Source organism: Haloarcula sp. NS06 (genome assembly GCF_051122755.1).
Classification (GTDB): Archaea; Halobacteriota; Halobacteria; order Halobacteriales; family Haloarculaceae; genus Haloarcula.
The window spans coordinates 161,715-184,655 of the sequence record NZ_CP184842.1 but is presented as its reverse complement, the minus strand read 5'-3'; the positions used below and the strand labels follow the sequence as shown (position 1 = coordinate 184,655).

Sequence of the window (22,941 nt, the reverse complement as noted above, 5' to 3'; positions counted from 1 at the left end):
GATGAACGGGCAAAACGATAGGGCAGAACGGTTGGTTCAGATGTCTCTCGCTTGGCTACATAGAACGAAGACCAATTCTGGCCGCGTAGCTACCTTCTTTCCCGAGTTGTGTCGCAGTGTATTTTGTGTTCCAGGCAGAGTGAGGAGAGTCAGTAGCAGTTGGTACAGCGTCCGTACTGGGTACTACGCTTGCTGGTAGCGGCTCTTCTCGAGTAAAACCATGACACGAGATAGCGTATCACCGTTAAGTCGTACCGATACGAAACTGGAGACCGTCCTCGTTCTCTCTTTTGAGAGCACCACTGATAGCCAGGTCCGGCGTGTCCGCTACCTTGCCTGTCGTGGCGAGGAAACGATGTGGCGGATCGAAGAGCGTCGTTGCGGTGCTGACTGGCAAATCATCGATACGGAACCCATCACGGAACTCCAATCCAGTCTCTCCGATCAGCCTCCGAAGGCAGAGCGGCATACGGACGTAGGCGTATGACTCAGACCGCACCGACAGCTGCTCTGGACGACCTCGTCGACGGGACGACCCTTACGCGTTCGACTGAGCAACCGTATGGCGACCGTGCCCAGGTGTTGTCACAAGCCGATGAACAGTCCCCACTGCTGGATGTGCCCGTCGCAATCTGTTGTCCGAACTGTAGTGAGGCAGTCACGCTGTATGAACGAGGCCTCCCAGGTGTCGTCCCGTACTTCGATGCGGCATGCACACAGTGTGACGTCAACTTACGGACCTGGTGTGCTGTTGCCGTTGATGCAGCCTATCTCCAGATCGTCGAACCCGCGACACTCACGACGATGGTCCAGCGATTCTGGGATGACTGGCTCTGGAGTGGAATCACCAACAGCAAGGACGAACCACGCACCGACGAGTATACCGAACGGTTCGCGACGAAAACTGCAGCCTTCGGGTGGAGCTGGGAGGTTACTTGTCCGCTGTGTCGGCGTACACGGACTGATCTTGAACGTGCCTCAGCACTCGTCGGCGGGAATCTGTACTATCACCACTGGTCGCACGACCCTGACCAAGGGGTCTGTCTCTGTCGGGAGTGTCACAATATCATCGGCTTCGACACCTGATGATACCGAACTCGAAGAGCGAGCTGCAGCGTGGGGCTTTGACTCGCGTCACGATTTGCAGGTCATTCGCCTTGGGCTTCGTGATGCTGCAGTCACTGGTCGGCCAGTTGGCCCCCGATCTGCAACTGCCCTCGTCGATCGGTATAATCTCCTGCACTCTCCCGAGCGCGTTCAGCAACTTCTCGAAAGCATCAGTGAGAATGAATCGCTTCGAGAACGGTTCCTTGATGAGCGGCTAGTGGCTGGTATCGAAGCGAACTGCTGAGAAGAACTGGCTTGGACTCTCCGTCTGTGACTACTCGCCATTTGTCGGTGCCGTCGTCCCCTCCACCGTGACTGTTCGCGGTGTTGGACAGTCACACTCTGTTCTGATGAGTGCTCTGTGCCCAGGGTCTGTCTGGAGGAGTGCTTCCAGATCATCCGTATAGACGCCCCGCTCGGTGTCGACGGCCAACACAACTTGTTCACCACACCGCCGACATACGCGTCCGAGAGGGATCGCTTCTCCCATATCGTTTCTTTTGCCCAGCGGAACCTAGAATGTATCGCCACCGGAGTGAAACTGAAACAGACGGACTCCCTCCGGCCACTGACTGGAGTCCCGGCAGTCATACCGGCTACCATCGGGCAAGCTGGACTTGCGTTTTCGACGACGCAAACGGTTATGTCCAAAGCGGTGTGATTTTTTCACACACTATCGCTGAGTTCCCTGGTATACGATTATGCCTGACAACACAGAGACCATTGGTCAGTGCCCGAACTGTGGTGACCCTCTCACAGCCGCATGGACGCTGGTCGAATACGAGAAGGCCGATGGGACAGCAGGCGTCTGGGCGGAGTGTCCGACATGTGCGGATGTCGTCGCACCGGAGTAGGGGGTCACCACAGTACTGATACCGACCAGATGATGCAGTCGAACAGGCTGGGCAGTTCTATTTTCTTCAGAGAGCATCTTTCGGCGGCGATCAAACGAGATTTCGCTCTGTCGCCTCCGGACGTAAAAACAGTTCGAAGCAATTCTACAACTCGCTGGACCGGGAAGGGACGAACAGGTCACAGAAAAACTCACGATGAGCTACCATCCCGATGAAGTAGTTCGGTTCCGTGGAGGCCAACAAACGATGGACGATTTGTAGGAGGACTCATCAACAGACTATCCACTCTGCCTAGAACCCGAGCTAACGATACAAATAAAACAATGCAAGAACGCCTAATCGAAGCCCTGGAGAGTAGTTCATACATTGAGGAAGACCAAGTTTCTAAACCACGGCTACTGGTCTACCTGATGGGACCCTACAAGTCTCACCCCCCATATGAGTCGGCCCATCCGGAACGTGACGCTGCCACTTCGCGAGAGACGCTTGATGAAGCACTTGGGAGTCTCCAAGCAAACAATGATGAGTTCGATATTGACGAAGCACTTTGGTTACTCATCGAACTCAAGCGCAAACTCCGGACAGAACGCGGTGTCAACGCATTTCTTGCGACAGACCCGGAAATCCCACTGCACGAGATGGACGCTGCTACTCAAAGTATCGAATACACAAAAGCGTCAGTCGTTACGATGTTCATTGCCCCTGCAATGGGTGACAACCTTGGTGTAGGTATTGAGATCGGGTCTGTCTGTGAGCACTTGCCCGACCAGGAACTAATGGAAAAGGTGCTTTTCCTAGGCGAAGAAAACGTTGAAAGTTCCATGGTCGACGCCGTCTCGGATAGATGGCATGTGACTGCTGACGAGTTCGACAATTTCGACGGACTCTACCAAGCAGTCAAGGCCCACATTCGGACTGTCGCGTAATAGTCTCTCTGGCACCTGTAGCGTTTTTCGGTATTAGGAGCTGTCAGGCTTGGCTGAGTACCGGAGTAAAAATATTTAATGTAGTTCGGATACAACAATAAGATACATGAGCAATCCTGAGCGCACTGGAATACCAGATGGTGGCGTATTAGAACCTGACAGGGAAGAGGATGATGGGGGAGATGATGACGAATTCGAGTTGGACGTTGACCTCCCCGAAGACAGTATCTTCGACCTTGAGGACTACCTCAAGATGTACGAGGTCGCCTCTAAACCGAAGCAATTCCGGATCATCGAAGCACTCGCCGAGGACAACGAACTCAGCACCAGCGAACTATCGATGGTTCTGGGTGAAGAGGACAATGACCTCCACTATCCGCTTCGAACGCTGAAAGAAGTTGGACTGATTAAGAACAGACGAAACCCCAACACGGGGACAAAGAGACATACTCGTACTACGAGCTTACGGACATGGGGCGGGTGGTGCTCACTGAAGGTATCCGAGAGGGGGTCAGGATACTGGCACGCGAAGAAGCGGCATTGGAAGACAAGTACAGCAAGTGAACCTACTCTTCCGACCGATTAGTGTATCAGCCTCAAGCGAGAGCACATTTGTTGTCAGAGGTAGCCCCTCTTCGCGGTATTCATACGGTTGGTATCAACCGATGAGGTAGAGGGTGTGTCGCTCTTCTCGGTCTGCTTCAGTCGTTATCGTTCTCAAATGGATTGGACGGAACCTGTGGTGGTAGCGGCACCTCACCTGCAGGCGCGAACTGCTTTGCTTGTGTCTTCAGCCTCTGTCCTTGGACGGAGATTTTAACCTGTGATGAATCAGCGGAGACCTCGAGTTCGACATTACCACTACGCCGTCCCGGATGAGCGAAGCAGAGCGCGAGCGATTGGGGCTCTCAAAAGACGACGTGACATTCATGAGCCTCATTGCGGCTGCTTTCCGGGATGAACTCGATGACTACTCACTGACCGACTCGATGACTGGCCTCAAAACCCGAGCTGGTGATCCCGATATTGCCCAGTTGATAGAGGAAGGCTATGTCGAGGAAGATAAGGTATCCGTCGGCGCTACTACTCGCTTACCAGGAAAGGGTGGGGGTCCTCAATGAGCAGGCTCCCGGTAATGGATTCGGGGATTACTTCGAAAAGATCGAGCATCGCGTGGGGACACATCTGCTTGCAGAAGCTCTGAAAAACAAGAAGGACGTAGATGCTGTCAGCGTATACGAGTCTGTGGGCGGTGAGACCATAGACGTTGTAGCCTATACTAACGAGGGAGATATCGGTTATGCTGGTGAAGTCGAAACTAGCAGTAATAATTCGAGTGCAGTAGTAGACGATTATAATAAACTGGCAGAGTTGGGTGGAGAGAGATTTGGGTAGTTCCTACTCATTCTCGGATTGAAAGGAAGTGTGGGACCCGCTGGAAGATGCTGGGCTGGTCGAAGAGATTCCATCTAGAGTGGCTCACAGGGCTAGCAATCTTCAGGACCACCTCGACGAAAACCCAGAAGACGGGGTCACGATGGTTCGAACATTCTCACAACTGGAGTCAACGCTATGAGTGAAGCAAATACGTCTTGGAAAGAAACTGATCGAGAGCAAATAGTTGAGTACTACAAAACCGTCTTCCCCGAAAAGATAGGGGAGATTCCCCGATTCATCAGAGAATCAAAGCCAAAGCAGATTGGGTTGGCATTTGAAGAACCCCACCCAGTCCGGGGAGAAGGTATCCCTGACCGTGACTTCATCCGGCGGAATACATTCACTAAATCAGGATCTGGGCAGTTGCGGGGGCGATTCACTGGATGGTCTGGTGGCAATAGTCTCGTTTCGTTCATTCAATCGCCTGCTGTAGAGGACCCACTGGAAGGAGACAAACAACTCAGTCGAACCAGAACTTGCAGGGAAACCCGCTGTCCCCGAAGCAGTGTACTACTCCGTTGACTTCCACGACAGGAACTGGGCATTGGCTATCGACATTGACGCCAAAGACACAGCCCTGAGCAGTGCGAAAGCCCACATAGATTCAACGGGACTCACAAACCAAGAAATCCGAGAGAAAGCAGGGATAATTCAAGCCCCTCCAGCCGGGCGTAAGTACCGATTTGAGGATATAGAACAGACTCTCGAATACGGGTTCGAGGTGGACGAATTCCTTAGAGACACTCTCGGAAGTGAGGAAACAACAGTCGTCTACTCAGGGCAAGGGTGCCACGTCTACCTACACGAAGACACTCCCGAGTATCGGTATGACACCCGCAATCGGCGGTTTCTGGCCGATCATCTTGAGAACAAGTTAAACATCCCCATCGACCGGCAAGTCACGACGGATTCCGAGCGGGTGATGCGACTCCCCTACTCGCTCCATGCTGGCGTCAGTCGCATTGTGACACCGATTGAGAGCCCTGATTTCGACTTCAAGACAGAACCACTCCCGGATAGCATAGAGGTGTTCGAAAGCGAATCTGAAGCCGATCAGGGCTTCTTTGAAAGGCCCGGTGCGGAAGGAGGAGAAAACCAATGAGAGTCACTAATTCAAAAGAAGCACTAAAGGTGATGATTTTCGCAGAGGACTACAACCACCACGACCGTCTCCAAGTCTTACAGCGGGGGACTGAGTGCTACAAGAACAGCGATGCAGATATCATCGACCACATCAGAAAGTTTGCAGAGTGGTCATTCGACCCCACGATTCGAACCAGTACGTTCGACGAACCGCAATTCAAGGAGCCAGAAGCGCTGGCTATTATAGCGACAACTACAGCGTGCGCTCTCCGAAAGCATCCGTATCTGGAGACTGCTCCCCCAGAAGCTATCCAGCTCATCAGCAACATGAGAGAACTCTACGGCTCACTCATGGTCCCCATGGTGATGCAGCAGGGTTCAGAGTTCATTCTTGACCTCGCTTCGCGGATGTACGAGAAGGAATACAATGCAGATCGCCCCCACCTATCTGGGGGTGCAACCGCCATCGTTCGCCACCCAGATGCCCATCCTGAATTCGAGAAATTTTTCGAGATCCCACTAGTCGCAGCATCCGATTCTTGTAAAGCCAGATTCACTAACGGAGAGTGGCAAGGCGGTTACGATCCGGAGGAAAACGAGGCCGTTGGAGAAACGAATTACCACATTCGTGATAACAATGTGTACGTCCCGGTTCAACACGGGTCAACCAAACTCTGGGAGCAACAGAAGAAGAGCTACAAGGCCCTTCTGGACACCAACTGGGAGAAAACCGCTGATGAAGATTTCGAGGGAATATACAGTGAATGCAAAATCCTCGAACAAGAGGTGAATGAACTACTAGATCACGGACAAAAAGACGAAATATGGTCGAACTGGGACCCCGACCAGAATCTCCTTCGATTGGTCCGGAATGCGGCCCAAGAAGTTGATGGCCTAGACCCTGCCGAGTTCAACGAAGCGAGTGAATATTATGCTGCGATTACAAAATACGACGCCGATGGGTTCGGTGAGGACAGTGCAAAGACGAAACTGAATGGAGTGAAATCCCTTTCTGCGAAACTGACAAGTTACACAGACCGGGACGACATTCGAGGAGTCGAAAGAAGAGCCCGAGCAGACCACGAACCAGTACTATTCAAACTGGGAGGTGGGGGGTCCGGTGCGAAAGAGATCACCGTCAACACGCTGGAGGATATCTTTGAACTCCCCTGCTTCGAGAACATGGTCGAGGACCTTCGAGTCGAAAATGGTGGGCCGGTCAGGAAGGACCTCTACAACTTCGTCGCGATGGTGATGTGGCTACAAGATTACCACCAAATGTCTCATGAAAATATGAAACAAGCAGTGATTGATGACGTCGCAAATCTCTTCGAAAAGAAGTGGGATCGGTACGACCCAGCCGAGACCAACTATCAGGTTGGTTATGAAATTGACCACGGGACTATCGACGGTGAAGATGCCCTCCCGATGGGGTGCGACAACGACGACATGAAACGGCATTGTATCGGCAAGGAAAATTGCCCCTATTCGATCTACCAGAGTCTTCCGTTCCCCAAGAGATGTACGATCTACTTGATGACCTCCAGGGCGGAACCGAAATATAGCTAACTCAGTTCTGACTTTCCGTTCTTTTCCCATGGATTGCGTCTGCACAGAAACTTTCTATATCGCCACTTCTCATTGTGGCCCGAGGCGGTGGGGCTATCCGAAAAGTCCTGTGAACAGCTCCAGTGTCTGATGAAGGTGCAGGTATCAATCGAAATCCTATCAGGTTCCCCATATTTTCATTGCGTGGTTGGGGTTCTGGTTCTGTATAGCCCGAATTCAGACGTGTGCAGACGTCTGAGGGGTGTTCAGACATTGGGTTCGGGCTAAGATTTTTGAAATAACGCTAATGTTCAGAATTCGGCTGTGTGCAGACGTCTGCGGGGTGTTCAGACGTGATATCCGGGTGTAGCATCTTGAAATAACGCTAATGTCCAGAATTCGGCTGTTTGCAGACGTCTGAGGGGTGTTCAGACGTGAAATTCGGGCTAAGATTTTTGAAATAACGCTAATGTCCAGAATTCGGCTGTGTGCAGACGTCTGCGGGGTGTTCAGACATTTGATTCAGGATAAGAATCTTGAAATAACGCTAATATCCAGAATTCGGCTGTGTGCAGACGTCTGCGGGGTGTTCAGACGTTCAGTGTGTTCTATACGGAGCTCCGAATAGCGTTCAGACGTGGATTAGAGCCTTAGATTATATTAGAGATGGTTTAGTCTCTTTTGGTGGGTGTTCGGACGTGCTACACCCCCCGATTTTATCCAAAGAGAGAGGGGGGTGTAGGGGGTGTAGGAGGGGTGAAGCCAAGAAGCGCTTGGCAGCGGGCTTCAGACGGCAGCCAGCCGTGGACCACCCAGACGGGCTACTATCAGAATGGCTAGATAGACGAGACGCCTGTGTCGGCAGAGCGGGTCGCAGTGACACGGGAGTGCAACGGCGAGTGTAGCAAGGGGTGGACCAGCGAGGATGCCACAGTGGAAGGGACCTCGATACAAGGACAACCAGTGGGGAGATCCGCCTGGGCGACAATGGGGGGACAGGCCGCATCGAAGTGAGTGGGCAACACAGTGGATGGTGAGTTGGGACAGCTCCGGAAGCGGTGGAGGGACGCGCAGCGACAGTGGGGGGACAGTAGGGGGGCGCACAGTGGGGGGACAGACAGTGGAGACAGCACAGCAGGGAGGCAACTCAGGGACGCGAATGTATCTGGATTCTAACACTGGATGTGACTGCACTCTGGAGCGACGACGTCGACGGCTGGCTGGAAGGCAGGTCGGCCCTGGAAGGACGCCCTCGGGACAGGCATGGCAACTCGCCTCGACACCCCTACTACGACCGCAGGGGACAGGCCGGAGATGCACCCCTCGAAAGCCCGCGGTCGCTCGCGGTCCCTGCGCGACATATCATCGGTCGCTGACTCTGGAGCTGTTGACCACGGGAGTATTAGTGCAGGTTCGGCCAGTCTGGTCTCAGTTTCGTACAGCCAATCATACAGTACTGCCCCGTATGTAATCCATGTGGCCGGAGCGACTGGGGGGCAGGGTCCTCCCTCCGTACATCAGCAGATAATCAAGACAGCTCGGGCTTCCGAAGCGTCGTCACAAATGATGATAGCGAGTCGCGGACAGTTGACCGCGCTGGCTGGATGGCCATTACACAGCGCTACTGAGCAGCCGTTTCACTCTTTTTGATGAGCAAAGAACCTATACTTACAACGGCTGAGAGGCTGTGGTTGCATAGTTTCGGTATAGCAAGATACCTCTATGGATAGTATTCAGCGCTGAAGCAGTACTGGACCGTCTACGTCCAACATAGCAATGTTAACTGCAAGCAGACGGTCCCAAGTCATATTCCTGTGAGATGGAATCTTCGCGGTTCATCTCTCTTCTAAACGGAGCTTAGCGCGGTTTCTCTCTACATCTGTAACCCACCAATGACTGATCCAGACAACTCGACAGACAGTCGTACCGTAACGCTGACCGACGCGAAGGGGTTCGTCTACGAACCGGTTCGTGGTCCGAAGCGCAAAATCCAATTCAACCCGCGATCTGACGGCCGCTTCGAGCGCGTTGAGGCCGTCTGGAACGGCTGTCGCTGGCGCGTGACTGGTCGAGAGATCGTGACGACAATGCGCCGGATCTAATCTCTACACCGCTCTTTTTCGGCCGAGGTGAGTGTTAACTGCACTGCTGTGATGTATTAACCAACATCCTGTAGTTACTATTTAATTTGTTGGTTAAGTTGACCCGCTCTTATGTAGAACTGTGGAAGGACCCGATAACGAGACAATCAATGGTTGACTCGGCGGATTGGCCAGCCAGAGAATGAACAGAGTCTACCACAGCAAATGACGCTCGGAGGGTTCAAGTCGAAACCCACTTCCAGTGATTAGCCAGTATTCCTACGCAGGAAACCACCCCGTTCCAGTGCAGAGGATATCACACTCATTCGCTCGTACCCGAATAGAGGACCACCCCGGGCGTCGAGTGTAAATGGGCATTAAATCGCGTATCACACCATTCAGACCCTTATATAGATATTCTTGGGATCTATCAGTCCGAAAGTTCGAGTGAGACACCCCGACTGTCGAGTGTAAAATCGTGAATTACTGCTCGGGGGAAAACCGTTGATCAGATTCAATAGCACTTTGTACGACCTTAGGCTCCTCCAGTAGGTAGTAAAAATTAGTCATGCCTTTCCCACGGCCACGTCCAACCCGATCTGTGACGCCGAGAATATCTAGAAACGCCTGTTCATTCAGCCGATCAGACATCCGTCTTTGTGAGAGAGGATTAATATCTAGTGACTCCGTGAGTTGCTCGTACCGTTCATAGATTTTACGAGTTGAGAACTCTTCCTGATTGCTCCCCTCTGCAATCAATGAAAGGGCATACACTGCTGCTTTCGATTGTGTAGGCTGATCTTGGAGAAGCTTAGAGAATCGATCGATATCCGCTTTCTCACGTGCATCTCGGACATGGTTTTCTTGCACGACATCACTGTTATCGTCTTTTGCAAGTTCGCCTGCATTTCGAAGAATATCTAGTGCTTTTCGAGCGTCACCGTGCTCTTGTGCAGCGAACGCAGACGCCAGAGGAATCACATCATCGGTGAGGACACCTTCACGAAATGCATCCTGGCGATGACGCATAATTTCGCGGAGCTGGTTTGCGTCGTAGGGAGGGAAAATAAACTCACGCTCTTGCAGACTACTGAGGACTCGCTCATCGAGAGAATCTTTAAACGAGATTTTGTTGCTGATCGCGAGGATGAGGGTGACTCCATGAGAATCCCGCTAAAGCCCCTGGAGCGTGAAGTATGTCATGGAGTCACCCTCTTTCCATAGGTAAACACGACGGGGATAAAACCCACAACAAAAAAGGAATACGATTCGCTTAGCGTAGGACTTCTCTCTTTGTTCGCAGATATACTTTGCATACAGACTTCAGTTCTGCAAAGATATCGACAACAGCTATGAAAAATATTCTAAATATGAAACGACTGCTAAGGGCGAGAACTAGTCGGATCCGACACGCGTATCCGTAGCTTCGATATCAGTCGATGCGACGAGGTTGTGGGTCAGTGCGTCGCCGGATTCTCCGTGGAAGAGGTGCATCCTCTCGCGATCAAGGACAACCTGGATATTGTCGTCCGCTTGGATTGGTGAGTCGGGATCAATCGACATTAGCAACTGATCGCTGGAAGCTGTCTCTTGGGCCATGGATGTATTCCCCTCACCCATCAGCAGGTACGCGAAGATTTCATCTCCCATCGGCTCCAGTACGTCCGTCCTAGCGTTGATCGGCGCCGACGGGTATGCAATCTCGTTGGTCTTAGTCGCCGGATGGACGTTCTCGGGGCGTACACCTATTGTTACTTGGTCACCGATAGCGAGGTCATCAACGGCTGCTGGGTCAAACTTGACGTAGAAGTGCTCAGTCTCGACGCCGCCATCGTCGACGGTTCCGTTGAGGAAGTTCATCGACGGCGAACCGATGAATCCCGCGACAAAGAGATTCGCGGGCTCGTTGTAGCAGACCAGCGGCGGGTCGATCTGCTGGAGTTCACCGGTATCCAATACTGCGATGCGATCAGACATTGTCATCGCCTCGGCCTGATCGTGGGTGACGTAGATGATTGTCGTATCCAATTTCTTATGTAGACGCTGGAGTTCCGTCCGCATGTGGACTCGTAGCTTGGCGTCGAGATTTGCCAGCGGCTCGTCCATCAAGAACACATCTGGTTCCCGGACGATTGCGCGTGCGATAGCGACCCGTTGGCGCTGGCCCCCGGACATTTCGTCAGGCATCCGGTCGAGCATCCCCTCCAGTTGGACGATATCGGCCGCCCGTTCGACGCGTCGGTCGATCTCGTCTTGTGGGTAATCGCGCAGTCGCAGTCCGAACGAGATGTTGTCGTAGACATCCATATGCGGGAACAGAGCAATATTTTGGAATACCATTGCCACCCCGCGGTCTTTCGGTGGGAGATCCGTCACGTCTCGCTCACCGATATATATCTCACCCTCGCTGGGCTGGGTGAGGCCAGCAATCGTCTCCATCGTGGTCGATTTGCCACAGCCAGAGGGGCCGACGAGACAAATAAACTCCCCGTGATTGATGTCCATGTTCATATCATCGACGGCGACAACACCGCTTTCACCGTCGTCATAGCGCTTCGTGACGTGTTCGAGTTTGACTCGTGCCATTGTTATTCCTTGAGTGCTCCCGCAGTTAGTCCACTAACGATACGCTCCTGAGCGATCAGAACTAAGATTACGACCGGCAGTACCGCAACGATGCTTGCCGCCGCCATCAGGTTGTACTGGGTCGTGTACTGTGTCTGGAAACTCAAAATCCCGCCGACGATCGGAGACCAGTTGGCTGCGTCCGGCGAAGTGGCCATGATCGAACTGAAGAAGTACTCGTTGTAGACCGAGATGAACGTCAGCACGGCAGCAGTTGCCACGCCGGGCGCAGACAGTGGCATGATTACACGGAATAGTGCACCGAAGCGTGTTGTCCCCTCAACGCGAGCGGCATCCTCAAGCCCGTCGGGAATCTGTGCGTAGAACGTCGTCAGAATGAAAATAGACAGTGGCATGAAGATTGCGCTGAACGGCATTACCATCGCACCCGGGGTGTTCAGCAACCGCGGTGGTGTGAATAGCGGAATTTCCGTGAACGGGATCACGATCGGAGTGTTTCCAGTGAAGGCCTCAAACAGTGGCACGACAAAGGCTGCCGGCGGGAAGTAGCTGATCGCTAGGATAGCTAACATCAGCGGCACCCGTCCCGCGAACTCTAGACGGCCGAAGACGTAGCCCGCTAGGCTCGCGATGACCAGCACGATAACCGTCGTCGAGATCGCCAGTACGAAGCTGTTCAGCATGTACAGGTGGAACGGCAACTGCTCGAAGACGGCAATAAACGCCTCCGGATTGAACCCCTGGGGCACGGGTAATGGAAACGTCGTCGAGAGGCCGAAGAGTTCGATATCGGGCAAGTAGCCACCGCCCAGTAGTTGTCCTTCAGGTGTGAGCGCCAGCACGAATAGCCAGTAAAACGGGAACAGTGTTGTCACCATGAAGAAGACAATCGCGACGTAGAACAACACTCGATAGACCCGTCTTGGGTTCTCAATAGCGTACTGGACCCACCGCCTGAGCAGTCCACTGTCTGGATTGTCCTTATCCGTTGTCATTGTCATCTCAGATAGCGTCCTCCCCTTGCCAGGCAATCAGTCCCATGACGATAGCGCCGATGATCGCCGCAGTCGTGAACGCAATAGCTGCGGATGTCCCCTGGCGATGCAGGAACGTCGTGACTACCATACACGACAGCGACGGTACCGTCTCACAGCCGGCCACGGCATCTATCAGGCCGTAGACCCGCATCGCTTGAATCGTTCGGAACAGCACCGCCACGCCGATCGTGGGCAGGATAAGTGGGAATGTAATGTACTTGAACTGCTGCCACTTCGATGCGCCCGCAACTTTCGCAACGTCGTAGAGGTCGCGGTTGATACTTTGCAGGCCCGCCAGAATCAGCAGCGCCATGAATGCCGAGGTTTTCCAGATATCGGCGACAATGACGATGAACAGCGAACTGGCGGTGTCATTGAGAGTGTTTGTCGGTGCCAGGATACCCAACTCAGCTAGCGGTGGCGTCAAGAAGCCGATTGAGGAGTTGAACATCAGGAAGAACATCATTCCCTGGATGACAATCGGCACCGCCCACGGGATAATGATCGCCGCGCGGGCCCACCGACGCCCATGGAAGTCTTGATCCAGCACCAGCGCCTGCCCGAGGCCAATCACCGTCTCAAAGAGAACGCCCACAACCGAGAAGATGATTGTTACTGGTAGCGCACTACTGAGAATGTCGCTGAGCGCGAGTGATCGCGGCAGGAACGTCGTCGATCCTGGCAGGATTGGGTCTTTCTGTCCAGTGAATAGCTCGATGTAGTGTCGGAATCCGATGAACGTCCACTCAGTCTGGCCCAACTGCGTCAAATATAGCGACAGCTCAAACGTCCGCAACAGTGGATACAGTGCAACCGCCCCCAGCAACACAAATACTGGCGTCAGCAACAGGTACGCGAACTGGGTGTCGCTGAGATTCTCCATCCATCGCATTACAGCTGTTAACGGGCCAGAGCTGCGGGGTTCACGACTCGTTTCCGCACTCATGAAAACCGCCTCCGTCGTAGTTTGTCCATGACAATAATATACAGGTGTAGTGTTCAGGACTGCTCGATCTTCTCGAGAGTGGTCTGCAGGGAAGCCATCGCGTTGGTGGAACTCATATCTCCGGCGACGGCACTGTTGGCCTGTTCGGCGATAGCACTCAGACTGGTCAGGCCAGACAGCTGTGACCGGTCGTGGCATCACATTCTCCCCGACAACTTGGAGGGTATCCATGAACTGCCCCATCACGGGGACGTTCTGGGCCTCGTCGGATCCGAACAGTTCGGACCGCGGCGGCAGCCAGCCTTGCAGGGAGAGCAGTTCGAGCTGGAACTCGGGGTCCAGCATTGCGCGGATGACCTCAACTGTAGCGTCCTGCTTGTCGCTGTTGGGGTTGACAGTGGCGTGCCAGCCGCCCAGTGCAGAAGTAGTACCACCGGTGCCTTGGAACTCGGCATCCTCCTCCGAGACGGCGTAGGGGATAGGCATCGTACCGAGGTTCTCGCCTAGCGCAGGCTCTGCCGCCTCTTCAGGATCTCGACCGGACAGCGCAATGGCATAAGGCCAGTTGCGATGCATAACCGCATTACCCTCGCGGAAGGGTGCGAACGATGGGTTCTCATTCCAGCCGAGGATATCGGTCGAGGCGATATCGCCGGCCATCTCGTTGATCTTGATGCCGTTGTACTCAGTCCCGACCTCCTCACCGTGGACGAACCGGTGCATCATGTTTAGCGACTGGATCACCGGTTCGGAATCGACGGTGACCGGTCGGTCACCTACCGGCCCGAACAGGTTCTCACGGCCGCCGAAGTACGCCCCGCCCCACGAGGATAGGACTTCGTTGAACGTGCAGCAAGCGGTTCCCTCGTACACGTCCCACTGGGTTGTCCAGCCATGATCCACATCGGTGTTATCAAGCGTGTCGGCTGTTATATGAGACCACTTCTCCCAGGTCATTGGCTCAGTAGCCCAGTTGTTCTCCTCAGGACTGTAACCCGCCTTTTCGACGAGATCTTTCCGGTACAACATCGCCGGGAAGGACGCAAACATTGGAATCCCGTATAGGTCGCCGCTCCCGGGATTTCGAGCCGTCGAAGTAAACCCATCGAAGAATTCTTCATCGACTGTCGAGAGAATTTCATCGTCAACCATCTCGTTCAGGTTCTCGATTAGCCCCGCTTGGATGAAGGTATTCGTCCAGCCATTGTCCATCAAGAACATGTCGGGAGAGTTCTCACCGGCGCGCAGCAACCGGGTGATGTTCTCCTGCCGAGCTTGGGTCTCCTCTGCGGGCTGAATCAGGTCGACAGTGATGTCGTCCGACAGGCCACCCAGTTCGTGGAGAGCCCGTCGAATATCCTCACCATTCTCCTGAACAGCCGTTGGATCGAATGCCCACTGAACCGTCGTCGAGTCTTGTCCCGACGAGCCAGTCTGTGTGCCGTCCGCGCCGTTACCACTGTCGCCGCCGACAAAGTTAGCACATCCTGCTAATCCGGCTACCACGCCAGCTGCGCCAGTTGCTGTCACGAAACGCCGTCGGGAGACACTTGAACGCCGTCTATCATCTGAGGAATTACCTTCTGACATCGCTCGTTTCCATCATTAAAGTATGCTAACTTAAAGATTTGGGAGTGTCTTTGAGATAGTACAATAACTTTATCTGTGAATAGTCACAGTTCGAGATATGGTCTTGAGACGGTCACTTGATGACTACAAGCGGAATACCGACGCAACGCACGCTTTTCCAGGCGAGCGGCGTACACAGCAGGGACGGTTCACAGGCACCAACCAACGGCTTGTACACATCAGCCCGGACGGTACAATCCGGGATTTTTCTCATCCACTGTGTGGGCTCCATGGAATTGCGTCATCTCGATTCGGCATCCGGAACAATGAGGGAGTCCACTGGTTCGATGAATTTGAGGAGGGGGACCAGACGTATCAAGCGGAGAAAACGGCAGTCGAGACGATACACAATCTCAATGGGTTCGAAATCCGGCAACAGGACATCACTAACGGGTTATCGCACGTTACGTCGTTTGAGGTGGCAGGTGGCTTGTCAAGTAATCCCGAAATCATCGGATTCGTCGAATTTGTCCCTGACGGTCAAGAGGGGCAGGTCGGGCAACTGATCCACGATGACGAGATCATTGAAGTGTACCATGACAAAGAACACGACTATCTAAGTGCCTCTACCGACCTATCGGCAATCACACCCGAGGTATTGGAGGGATTCGACGAGATTCTCGCCGACAAATCGACCTCATTTCCACGGTTCGACGAGTCCGACGAGTACGAGGGAAGCCGACTTACAGGTGGCGTGAGTTTTTGCACCCAACTCAACGACGGCCAGACGACGATTGTAAACAGGCTCACCGACATCAACTATCAGTCGCGCTCAGATAGTCTAGCTGCGATTAACGAATGGACACAACGGCACGCCGGGTCACTGGACACGAGTGAGGCGGTCAGCCATGCATCGCGTTGGATTGTTGACGATGAACTCGTCTCAGTCGACCTTCGGGTACTCGACATGCTATCGGCGCCGACTGGCGCTCGGATCGCTGGCCCCGACTTCGACCCGCACTACCAGTACTCCGGAGGCTATGGGTACATGTGGTTCCGGGATGATGGAGAAATATCGACGTTCCTCCTGCATGCTGACAAGATTCTCAATCTCAATCTTGACGATGTTCACCGGCGTAGCGCACAGTTCTACCTGCAGACACAGCTGGATGATGGCCGGTGGCCACACCGCGTGTGGCCCCGCAACGGGCGGTTGGCTCCTGGCTGGGCTAATGGGCACATTGAAGGCGACGAGCGTCACTACCAAGCCGACCAGACGGCCAGTGCGCTCATCTTCCTCGCCGAATATCTCTCATACGAGGAATCGATCCCTGAACGATTCGAACCAGAGCTCAGAGATGCACTCGCCCGTGGCGTTGATGGGCTAGACGGATCAATTGAAGCAGACGGACTACCGGCGGTCTGTGAGAACGCGTGGGAGAACATGAACGGCCGGTTCACTCACACTACTGCCAAGTTCCTCCACGCATACAGCGCTATTGCGGACGCGCCGTTCGACCCGGGCATCCGCGAACACGCAGCCGAGCAAGCGGATATGCTCTACGAAGCGCTGGAGACAATGTGGGTGCCCGAAGACCGTATCTATGCCCTTCGGCTGCAGAACGGGAACATCGATGCGCGTGTCGACAGCAGTACGTTCGCGTTGATCGATGCACACCTGGCGTACGATGCAATTGACGATATCGACGCCAATCGGCGGCAGCGATTGGCGAAACATCTGGAAACGGGGTTCGATCGGCTCTGGACGGAGACAGACAACATTCGTGGACTGCAGCGATTCGAGGCAGATGCATGGCGGCAGCGTACGCAAGACAGCGAGAAAGTCTGGACTGTATCGACCGGATGGGGCGCCCACGCCGCTGAGAAAGCGGTAGGACTGTTTCGCGATACGAACGGTTCGTTCGATGCCGCAGCGTGGTCAGATCGCTTATTCGACGAAATTACGTTTGGTGGATCGCTGTGTCTCCCTTCCGGCTATCTTCCAGAACAGTTTTTCGACTCGGGGACACCCGACAGCGCGACACCGCTGGGTTGGTCGCATGCGATCCGACTCGCGACATACGCTGCTCGGCAGGATCGCTAACGAAGCACCGCCGCCGATACTCTTAGAACCAAGGACAAAAGTTATTCATAATAATGAACAACGACGAAATCGTCAACAGGCTCACTTCGTTCGGGCTCTCCGAGAAGGAAGCTCTTGCATACGTGACTATCCTGCGGAACGGCACCACGCGCATTAGTGTCGTATCCGACGAGACAGGTATCTCAACCAGCTACGCGTACGATATCGTGGAGAAACTAGCAGAGCGCAATCTCATCGAGATAGATGATCACGTCAATCCGGCGCAGTTACGGGCGATTCCACCATCCGAAGGAATCGGGAATCTCGTGTCCGAACTACACACCATCGAGACGCGACTAGAGGATCTGTTTGATACAGAGAGCTACGAACAGGAATCATTCAGCATCATCAAGTCACGCCGTACGATACTCGCTCGACTGAGCGATTTGATCGCCGCTGCAGAGACAGAGATCATCCTATCACTCCCGTTATCGGTATTATCTCAGGTCGAGGACTCGCTACGGGCTGCCCAGGAGCGAGGCGTATTTTGTATGCTCCTGGTTACGCAATACGATGATAGGAGTACAATCGACGAATCGGTAGCAAATGTCGTCCAGACGTGGACGGCGCCTGCACCGGTCATTCTCACCGTTGACCGATCAGACGGGATTGTCACGTCAGCCGAGCCAGTGCTAAACTCGAATTCAAACGAATATGCGATCTATCACGCCGAGGATCATATCGTTTCTGCGCTGTTTGACTCCTTCATTGCGAACTACTGGATCATGGGTACCCAGAAACATGTTGCGAAAGCGCCATTACTCCCCCAATCGTATACAAGTTTCCGGCACGCAGTGTTTGACGCGACGTTGCATCTGAGGGATGGTTCTGTCATCGAATCGAAATTGGATATCAGACAGACACAGGCCCCGGGACCATACGAAACCATTGAGGGAACCATTGTAGACGTAAAACAGAGCCTTGTCCGGCCATTTTCAAATGAATTCCCGACACAGGAGTCACTTGTTGTTGAGCACAATGATCAAAAATTCACTGTTGGTGGCGCCAAGGCCTTTATAGAGGATTTCCAAGCCAAAGACGTGACTCTAGAGCGATCACGGTCTCCATAGGAACCAACCTTACCCTAATTTGCCGCGTTGAATCGGTGCTGGATTACGGTCAGAAGTGGTCACAGAGTGGTGCTGATTAAACCTAGCGGTCTCAGTAACGATATGCAGGCACACTGGGGAGATGATCATCAGGATCGGTATGAAATCAACGATGGTGACTATTAAGTTCACCCTCTGATGGGATTACTCGTGTCGAGCGCTGATTTGTCGTGATTGTTCCGGATACCGACATTGGAGAGCCCGTTACTGTCGAGATCACTGATGTGACCAGGAACGTCGCCTTTGCAGATGTGGTTACGCGGCTGCCATCGAACGGGTGACCCGATGGGTTCTTTCAGATGTACCACGTCGTCTAGGCAAGGCTCGCAGCCTGCTAAATCGCGACGTTAGTAATAACGACTTATTTGACAAGTCGCAACGTTGCGGAACACTCTTCAGTTGTTGAGTGTAATACGTTCGTATGTCGGATGCAGATACAGCAAATGGTGGCGGCGACAAGACTAATATCAATATCCGGTTGACCGAGGCGTTCCTCGAAGACATTGACGCCACGTGGAAGGATGAAGGCTACAACAGCCGCAGTGAATTCATCAGGGACGCGCTGCGGGATGCTGTCAAGCATCCGGATCTGTCCCGCGAATCGTGGAAGGAAATAGCTGCCGTTGAACACGCGCGACGCACAGGCGAGAGTGAGACGTTCTCCCGCGACGAGATTCTCGGCGACGATGAGTGACGACGAGTGGGCCTGGCAGTTTCGCAAGCCTGCGAAGCGAACGTATGACGACCTCGATCCTCACGCCCAGGACCGCATCACAGACAAGCTCGATGAAATCGTGAACGATCAATGGCGCACCCCTGACGACTACTTGGAGCCCCTGACCGGTGCTCCTCATTCAAAACTCCGTATCGGACAGTTCCGTCTCGGGGCTGAGTGTGACCGTTCCGCCAAACTCCTCGATGTCTACACAATCGAGCGGCGAGGCGGTGCGTACAAAGCTGACGACGATTGATTCTCGGTTGAGTAGGACCTCACCAGAATTCCTCGAATGTGAGGGGTACTTCCGACGGGTTTATCCGGTCTGCCAGGAAGCAAACGCATGAACGATGACTGGGTTATTTTCAGTATCCGAATATGCCGGTCTCAGGATCCGCCGGTAGCGGTCCTGTGTGACTCATTCTCACGCTGATGCATACGCGCGCGGGTAATAACGGTTAATCGGAGGGGGGCAGTTCGTGTCCTGATGTACCTGAAAACACCCGGGACTGTCGACGGTGATTGCTTACGATATCTGGCCTGATTCCGGACAATACTCTGACTTCAGACCGGTGACTGCAGGGCGCTGGTCCACTGCTTTTCCCATGGAACTGCGGTGACTGTTCGATCGATCCAGAGTATAAGTACTCTCCAACAGCCATCAGTTTATCATGTGTCGAATGTAGAGTACTAACATTTATTCATCAACTTTTAACAGCACCGGAGATGTCAACCCACTCGGGTATGACAAAAGCGCTCAAAGCAAGCGGTTTCTTGGGACTGGCAACAATGATGGTGGTTGGACTGTACCAATTTGTCCGGCTCTCCGGTGGCACTGGTGTCCCCGGCTGGATGGTTGGCGGGCACGCCCACTTGGGGGTGATCTCCATCCTTGCACTCGTGATGGGCTTTGCCGTGCCCGCGCTTGGTGTCACGGGTCGTCTCCGTACCGCTGTCACAGCCCTCTTCATTGCAGGGCAGTGGGGGATCCCGGGTGTGGTCTGGATCGGCGAAGGCGCTGGAGTGAGCTTCCTGATGCCAACTGCATTCCTCTGGGGGCTCGCCCTGATCGCCGCCATGCTAATCATGCTGTACAAAACGCTCACTGAAGACCCAACAGCACCCCGAGACGGCCCGACTTCGACTCCCGTAGCCGACGATTGACCACCCGATACGTCGACCTCAGAGCACTGGCTACCTCGTATTTGTTTTCACGGCGCTGACGGTCATTTCAGGCAAGGCACTTACCGATTCGATGTGAGATTCCTCTATGAAACGCCGTGAAGCGATACTTAGCGCGACGGCGGGTATTACTGGCTTAGCTGGGTGTTCGGTGCTTTCGTCTCAGGCTGGCACACTCTCTGTCAGTGTTTTCAATCACGCTGAGTCGAGCTACACGATCGAACTCGGAATGTTCGAGGGACGCGACAAATCCCGTCCGGAAGCTCGACAGTACAGTCGTTCAATCGATGTGGAGTCTGCTGGCCAGACACGCGTCGACGACATCGTAGAGATGGGGTCGTATCTCCTCCGCTACGAGGTGTACGAAAATCGGTCTTGTGTAGAGCTACGGAAAGACCCTATAGTTACACTGAGCCGGCCATAATCTGGGAGTATGTCTTCTGCTCAGCCGGCGTTCGGCACAATGTTTCGGGGGCTGATCGAGCTGGGCGTCGTCGATATCGACACCGAGCCGCTCGATGAGGGCATCGAGCGGCGACTCAAGGAATTTTGGGAGAATACGTCCTGTCCACGGTGCGGGCACAACTCCGTTCAAACGTGGCCGCATCTCGACCGCGTTTGGTGCCGTGACTGCAATTTCAAGCCGGTCTACACCTACGGAACGCCGTTTCACGAGAAGCACCTCACCTGCGGCGAGGGACTTCTCGCATTCACGCTCTACGCCGATACGTTGCTCAGTATCAACCAGATCGCACCGTTGCTCGGTCGGGCCTACAAAACCGTTCACACGGCGATTCGGGAGGTGGAAGCCGCGATCCATCGTGGCTTCCCCGTCGTCTGGAGACTCCTCGACCAGACTATCGATGGACCGACACAAGTTGACGAATCTGGCAGAGTCTGTTCGGGCTACAAAGGCCAAGAGCCGCCGCGGAACAGCCGTTCTCGCGGCGGATCGTCTCAGACAGGCCGATCACGCTGGCGAGGACGTCACGGTGACCAGCTGACGCTCGTCGCGGCGTGCCGCGACTCGCTTCGCGTGATTCAGGGCCAACTCGGTATCGACTACAGCGGCGATCTTGAACCAGTAATCCAGGAGGCTGAAGACCTCTCCCAGCTGCTGGGAGAGGTCTGGACCGACGGACTCCAAGCATACCGAGAAATGGACTTTGACCACCGAACGGTCGTACATAAGGAGACGTACGTATCGCCAGAAGGCGTCCATATTAACCAAGCTGAGTGCCCGTTTTCGCTTGTCCAGCCGTGGCTACGGAAGTTTCGCGGCTTGTCCAAGCAGGGCTTGGAACAGGCCGCTCACACCTTTGGCATCGTTCGGTCGCTCAATCCAGTTGGTGAATCCACCGAGTCAATCGTTGACTGCCTCGTTATCGGGGCTTTCCGCAATTCTACGTAAGAACGCCTCGTGTTAACCAACAAATTGCCTCATATACTCCTGTATGTTGGTTAATAGGGCGATCGCCTTCGCCATCCGCCGTCACGGAAGGTCGTCTGTCACGTCGACGAGCTCCTCCTCGGTCTGCCAGCGATACAGCCGACCCTCCTGTTTGAACAGCTCGAAGACGCCGTCCTGCATCCAGCCGAAGGGGTGTTCTTCGTCCTCGTACACCCGCTTGAGGACGTGACTCTTCGCGAAGAACTCCGTCGTGCCGACGAGGAGGCCCTGCTCGACAAGGAAATCACTCGGTTCCTTCTCGGCAACGCCAACGAGGTAGGTCACGATGTTGGCAATCAGGCAGAACTTCTGGATGCTGTTGTCCCACTCGCCACGGATGTCGACCATCCGGAAGGCGTAGGCGTCCTGCCGGCGGTTGAGCCGGTCGACCACGAGGTTCAGCCGCCGAATCGGCTCCCGGTCGTAGTTGCCCAACACGAAGTACGAGCGCTCGTTTTCGTAGACGGGAGTCAGTTCGCTCAGGGCGTGGAGGATCTCCTCGTTGTCCGCCAACGAGATCTCCTCGTCGTCGAGTTGGTCCTTCGCACTGGTGAGGACTTCCTCGGGCACGGGCGGCTCCTCTTCGGACATACACGCTTCCTCTCAGCGCCGTGCGATACGGTTTATGGAGTAAATCACCAGCTTAGTCAGATGTGGTTTACTCAGGGGTAATTTACTCGAGGGTAAACTACTTGCCGCCAGGCCGTGTATCGTGTCGTATGAGCACCGACCTGGGAACTGCTGAGGGGATGGAATCCCGCGAACTCGTCCACTTCGTCACCCAACAGACGCGGTTCGCCCTGATCAGCAACATCCTCCAGCATCCCGTGCAGCTGCCCTCGATGTACGAGCTCGAGGAGCTCAACCCCAGCGTGAGCGATGCCACCGTCTACAAGCACATCCAGAAGCTCATCGACGCCGGCATCGTCAAAGAGGTCGCCTTAGACGACGACCAGCGCCGGCAGGGCTACCCCTGGAAGTTCTACGGCCTGACCGAAGAGGGGCGGCAGTTCCTAGAGGAGCACAACCTGCTCGCTGCAGAGGAGACGCTCCAGCAGATCTACGACACTATCTCCGACAAGCCCGAGAAGATGGTCAAGTACGAGAACGCCACTCGTCCGGATGGCGTCTAACGGTACGTCTATTTCTAAATAGTTTGCTATTCGTA

The 22,941-nt window shown here is 54.2% G+C and carries 22 protein-coding genes and 3 pseudogenes; 18 read left to right on the top strand and 7 right to left on the bottom strand.

Annotation, left to right across the window (positions count from 1 at the left end; genetic code table 11):
• Positions 1-220: 220 nt before the first annotated feature.
• From ACODNH_RS01890 to ACODNH_RS01880, 3 genes are read left to right on the top strand one after another with little or no spacing between them, the layout of a single operon-like run.
• Complete coding sequence (locus ACODNH_RS01890; RefSeq protein WP_434530038.1) at positions 221-487, top strand: hypothetical protein; 267 nt, start codon at positions 221-223, stop codon at positions 485-487.
• The gene (locus ACODNH_RS01885) at positions 484-1,086 is read left to right on the top strand and encodes a hypothetical protein (protein ID WP_434530037.1); all 603 of its coding nucleotides are present in this window, start codon (positions 484-486) and stop codon (positions 1,084-1,086) included. The genes ACODNH_RS01890 and ACODNH_RS01885 overlap by 4 nt, the downstream gene beginning before the upstream one ends.
• Positions 1,087-1,141: 55 nt before the next feature.
• The gene (locus ACODNH_RS01880) at positions 1,142-1,351 is read left to right on the top strand and encodes a hypothetical protein (protein ID WP_434530036.1); all 210 of its coding nucleotides are present in this window, start codon (positions 1,142-1,144) and stop codon (positions 1,349-1,351) included.
• A 30-nt stretch (positions 1,352-1,381) separates the two neighbouring features.
• Here the strand turns inward: ACODNH_RS01880 and ACODNH_RS01875 are convergent, their stop codons facing one another.
• Complete coding sequence (locus ACODNH_RS01875; RefSeq protein ID WP_434530035.1) at positions 1,382-1,540, bottom strand: hypothetical protein; 159 nt, start codon at positions 1,538-1,540, stop codon at positions 1,382-1,384.
• Positions 1,541-1,808: 268 nt separating this feature from the next.
• On the opposite strand from ACODNH_RS01875, the gene ACODNH_RS01870 reads away from it, so the two are divergent.
• The 7 genes from ACODNH_RS01870 to ACODNH_RS01840 all read left to right on the top strand — a co-directional run bounded on the left by ACODNH_RS01870 (position 1,809) and on the right by ACODNH_RS01840 (position 9,057).
• A complete protein-coding gene (locus tag ACODNH_RS01870; RefSeq protein WP_167467406.1) occupies positions 1,809-1,961 on the top strand; it encodes a hypothetical protein in 153 nt (50 codons plus the stop codon).
• Positions 1,962-2,284: 323 nt separating this feature from the next.
• On the top strand, positions 2,285-2,887 hold the full coding sequence (locus ACODNH_RS01865; protein WP_434530034.1) for a DUF7509 family protein: 603 nt from the start codon (positions 2,285-2,287) through the stop codon (positions 2,885-2,887).
• 106 nt (positions 2,888-2,993) lie between these two features.
• On the top strand, positions 2,994-3,473 hold the full coding sequence (locus ACODNH_RS01860; RefSeq protein WP_434530033.1) for a winged helix-turn-helix domain-containing protein: 480 nt from the start codon (positions 2,994-2,996) through the stop codon (positions 3,471-3,473).
• A 464-nt stretch (positions 3,474-3,937) separates the two neighbouring features.
• The gene (locus tag ACODNH_RS01855; protein WP_434530032.1) at positions 3,938-4,282 is read left to right on the top strand and encodes a hypothetical protein; all 345 of its coding nucleotides are present in this window, start codon (positions 3,938-3,940) and stop codon (positions 4,280-4,282) included.
• Positions 4,283-4,829: 547 nt separating this feature from the next.
• Entirely contained in the window at positions 4,830-5,426 is a 597-nt protein-coding gene (locus ACODNH_RS01850) for a hypothetical protein (RefSeq protein ID WP_434530031.1), read from the top strand.
• Entirely contained in the window at positions 5,423-6,976 is a 1,554-nt protein-coding gene (locus ACODNH_RS01845; protein ID WP_434530030.1) for a primase-associated protein, read from the top strand. Before ACODNH_RS01850 ends, ACODNH_RS01845 begins: the two co-directional genes overlap by 4 nt.
• A gap of 1,871 nt (positions 6,977-8,847) precedes the next feature.
• Positions 8,848-9,057, top strand: a complete 210-nt coding sequence (locus ACODNH_RS01840) for a hypothetical protein (RefSeq protein ID WP_434530029.1) — start codon at positions 8,848-8,850, stop codon at positions 9,055-9,057.
• A 462-nt stretch (positions 9,058-9,519) separates the two neighbouring features.
• Here the strand turns inward: ACODNH_RS01840 and ACODNH_RS01835 are convergent.
• The 5 genes and pseudogenes from ACODNH_RS01835 to ACODNH_RS01815 form a co-directional block, all read right to left on the bottom strand.
• Positions 9,520-10,185, bottom strand: a pseudogene (locus ACODNH_RS01835) (Cdc6/Cdc18 family protein); the annotation flags it as partial.
• Positions 10,186-10,431: 246 nt separating this feature from the next.
• Positions 10,432-11,622, bottom strand: coding sequence for an ABC transporter ATP-binding protein (locus ACODNH_RS01830; RefSeq protein WP_434530028.1), 1,191 nt, complete (start codon positions 11,620-11,622; stop codon positions 10,432-10,434).
• Between the two features lie 2 nt (positions 11,623-11,624).
• Complete coding sequence (locus ACODNH_RS01825; RefSeq protein WP_434530027.1) at positions 11,625-12,623, bottom strand: carbohydrate ABC transporter permease; 999 nt, start codon at positions 12,621-12,623, stop codon at positions 11,625-11,627.
• Position 12,624: 1 nt separating this feature from the next.
• On the bottom strand, positions 12,625-13,605 hold the full coding sequence (locus tag ACODNH_RS01820) for a carbohydrate ABC transporter permease (RefSeq protein WP_434530026.1): 981 nt from the start codon (positions 13,603-13,605) through the stop codon (positions 12,625-12,627).
• A 53-nt stretch (positions 13,606-13,658) separates the two neighbouring features.
• A pseudogene (locus ACODNH_RS01815) lies at positions 13,659-15,195 on the bottom strand (extracellular solute-binding protein).
• 97 nt (positions 15,196-15,292) lie between these two features.
• Here ACODNH_RS01815 and ACODNH_RS01810 point away from each other — a divergent pair.
• The 7 genes and pseudogenes from ACODNH_RS01810 (at position 15,293) to ACODNH_RS01780 (ending at position 21,734) form a co-directional block, all read left to right on the top strand.
• Positions 15,293-17,278 (top strand): glycoside hydrolase family 15 protein, encoded by a 1,986-nt coding sequence (locus tag ACODNH_RS01810; protein ID WP_434530025.1) that lies wholly within the window; start codon positions 15,293-15,295, stop codon positions 17,276-17,278.
• 53 nt (positions 17,279-17,331) lie between these two features.
• A complete protein-coding gene (locus tag ACODNH_RS01805; RefSeq protein ID WP_434530024.1) occupies positions 17,332-18,387 on the top strand; it encodes a TrmB family transcriptional regulator in 1,056 nt (351 codons plus the stop codon).
• Between the two features lie 176 nt (positions 18,388-18,563).
• Positions 18,564-18,707 (top strand): annotated as a pseudogene (locus tag ACODNH_RS01800) (TRAM domain-containing protein); the annotation flags it as partial.
• Positions 18,708-18,847: 140 nt separating this feature from the next.
• Complete coding sequence (locus ACODNH_RS01795) at positions 18,848-19,120, top strand: ribbon-helix-helix domain-containing protein (RefSeq protein ID WP_434530023.1); 273 nt, start codon at positions 18,848-18,850, stop codon at positions 19,118-19,120.
• Positions 19,113-19,397 (top strand): type II toxin-antitoxin system RelE family toxin, encoded by a 285-nt coding sequence (locus tag ACODNH_RS01790; protein WP_434530022.1) that lies wholly within the window; start codon positions 19,113-19,115, stop codon positions 19,395-19,397. Before ACODNH_RS01795 ends, ACODNH_RS01790 begins: the two co-directional genes overlap by 8 nt.
• A 488-nt stretch (positions 19,398-19,885) precedes the next feature.
• A complete protein-coding gene (locus tag ACODNH_RS01785) occupies positions 19,886-20,305 on the top strand; it encodes a hypothetical protein (protein WP_434530021.1) in 420 nt (139 codons plus the stop codon).
• Between the two features lie 451 nt (positions 20,306-20,756).
• Positions 20,757-21,734, top strand: coding sequence for an IS1595 family transposase (locus tag ACODNH_RS01780; RefSeq protein ID WP_434530020.1), 978 nt, complete (start codon positions 20,757-20,759; stop codon positions 21,732-21,734).
• A gap of 81 nt (positions 21,735-21,815) precedes the next feature.
• On the opposite strand, the gene ACODNH_RS01775 is transcribed toward ACODNH_RS01780, so the two are convergent.
• A complete protein-coding gene (locus ACODNH_RS01775; protein WP_434530019.1) occupies positions 21,816-22,364 on the bottom strand; it encodes a hypothetical protein in 549 nt (182 codons plus the stop codon).
• Between the two features lie 128 nt (positions 22,365-22,492).
• On the opposite strand from ACODNH_RS01775, the gene ACODNH_RS01770 reads away from it, so the two are divergent.
• The gene (locus ACODNH_RS01770; protein ID WP_434530018.1) at positions 22,493-22,906 is read left to right on the top strand and encodes a PadR family transcriptional regulator; all 414 of its coding nucleotides are present in this window, start codon (positions 22,493-22,495) and stop codon (positions 22,904-22,906) included.
• Positions 22,907-22,941: the final 35 nt, after the last annotated feature.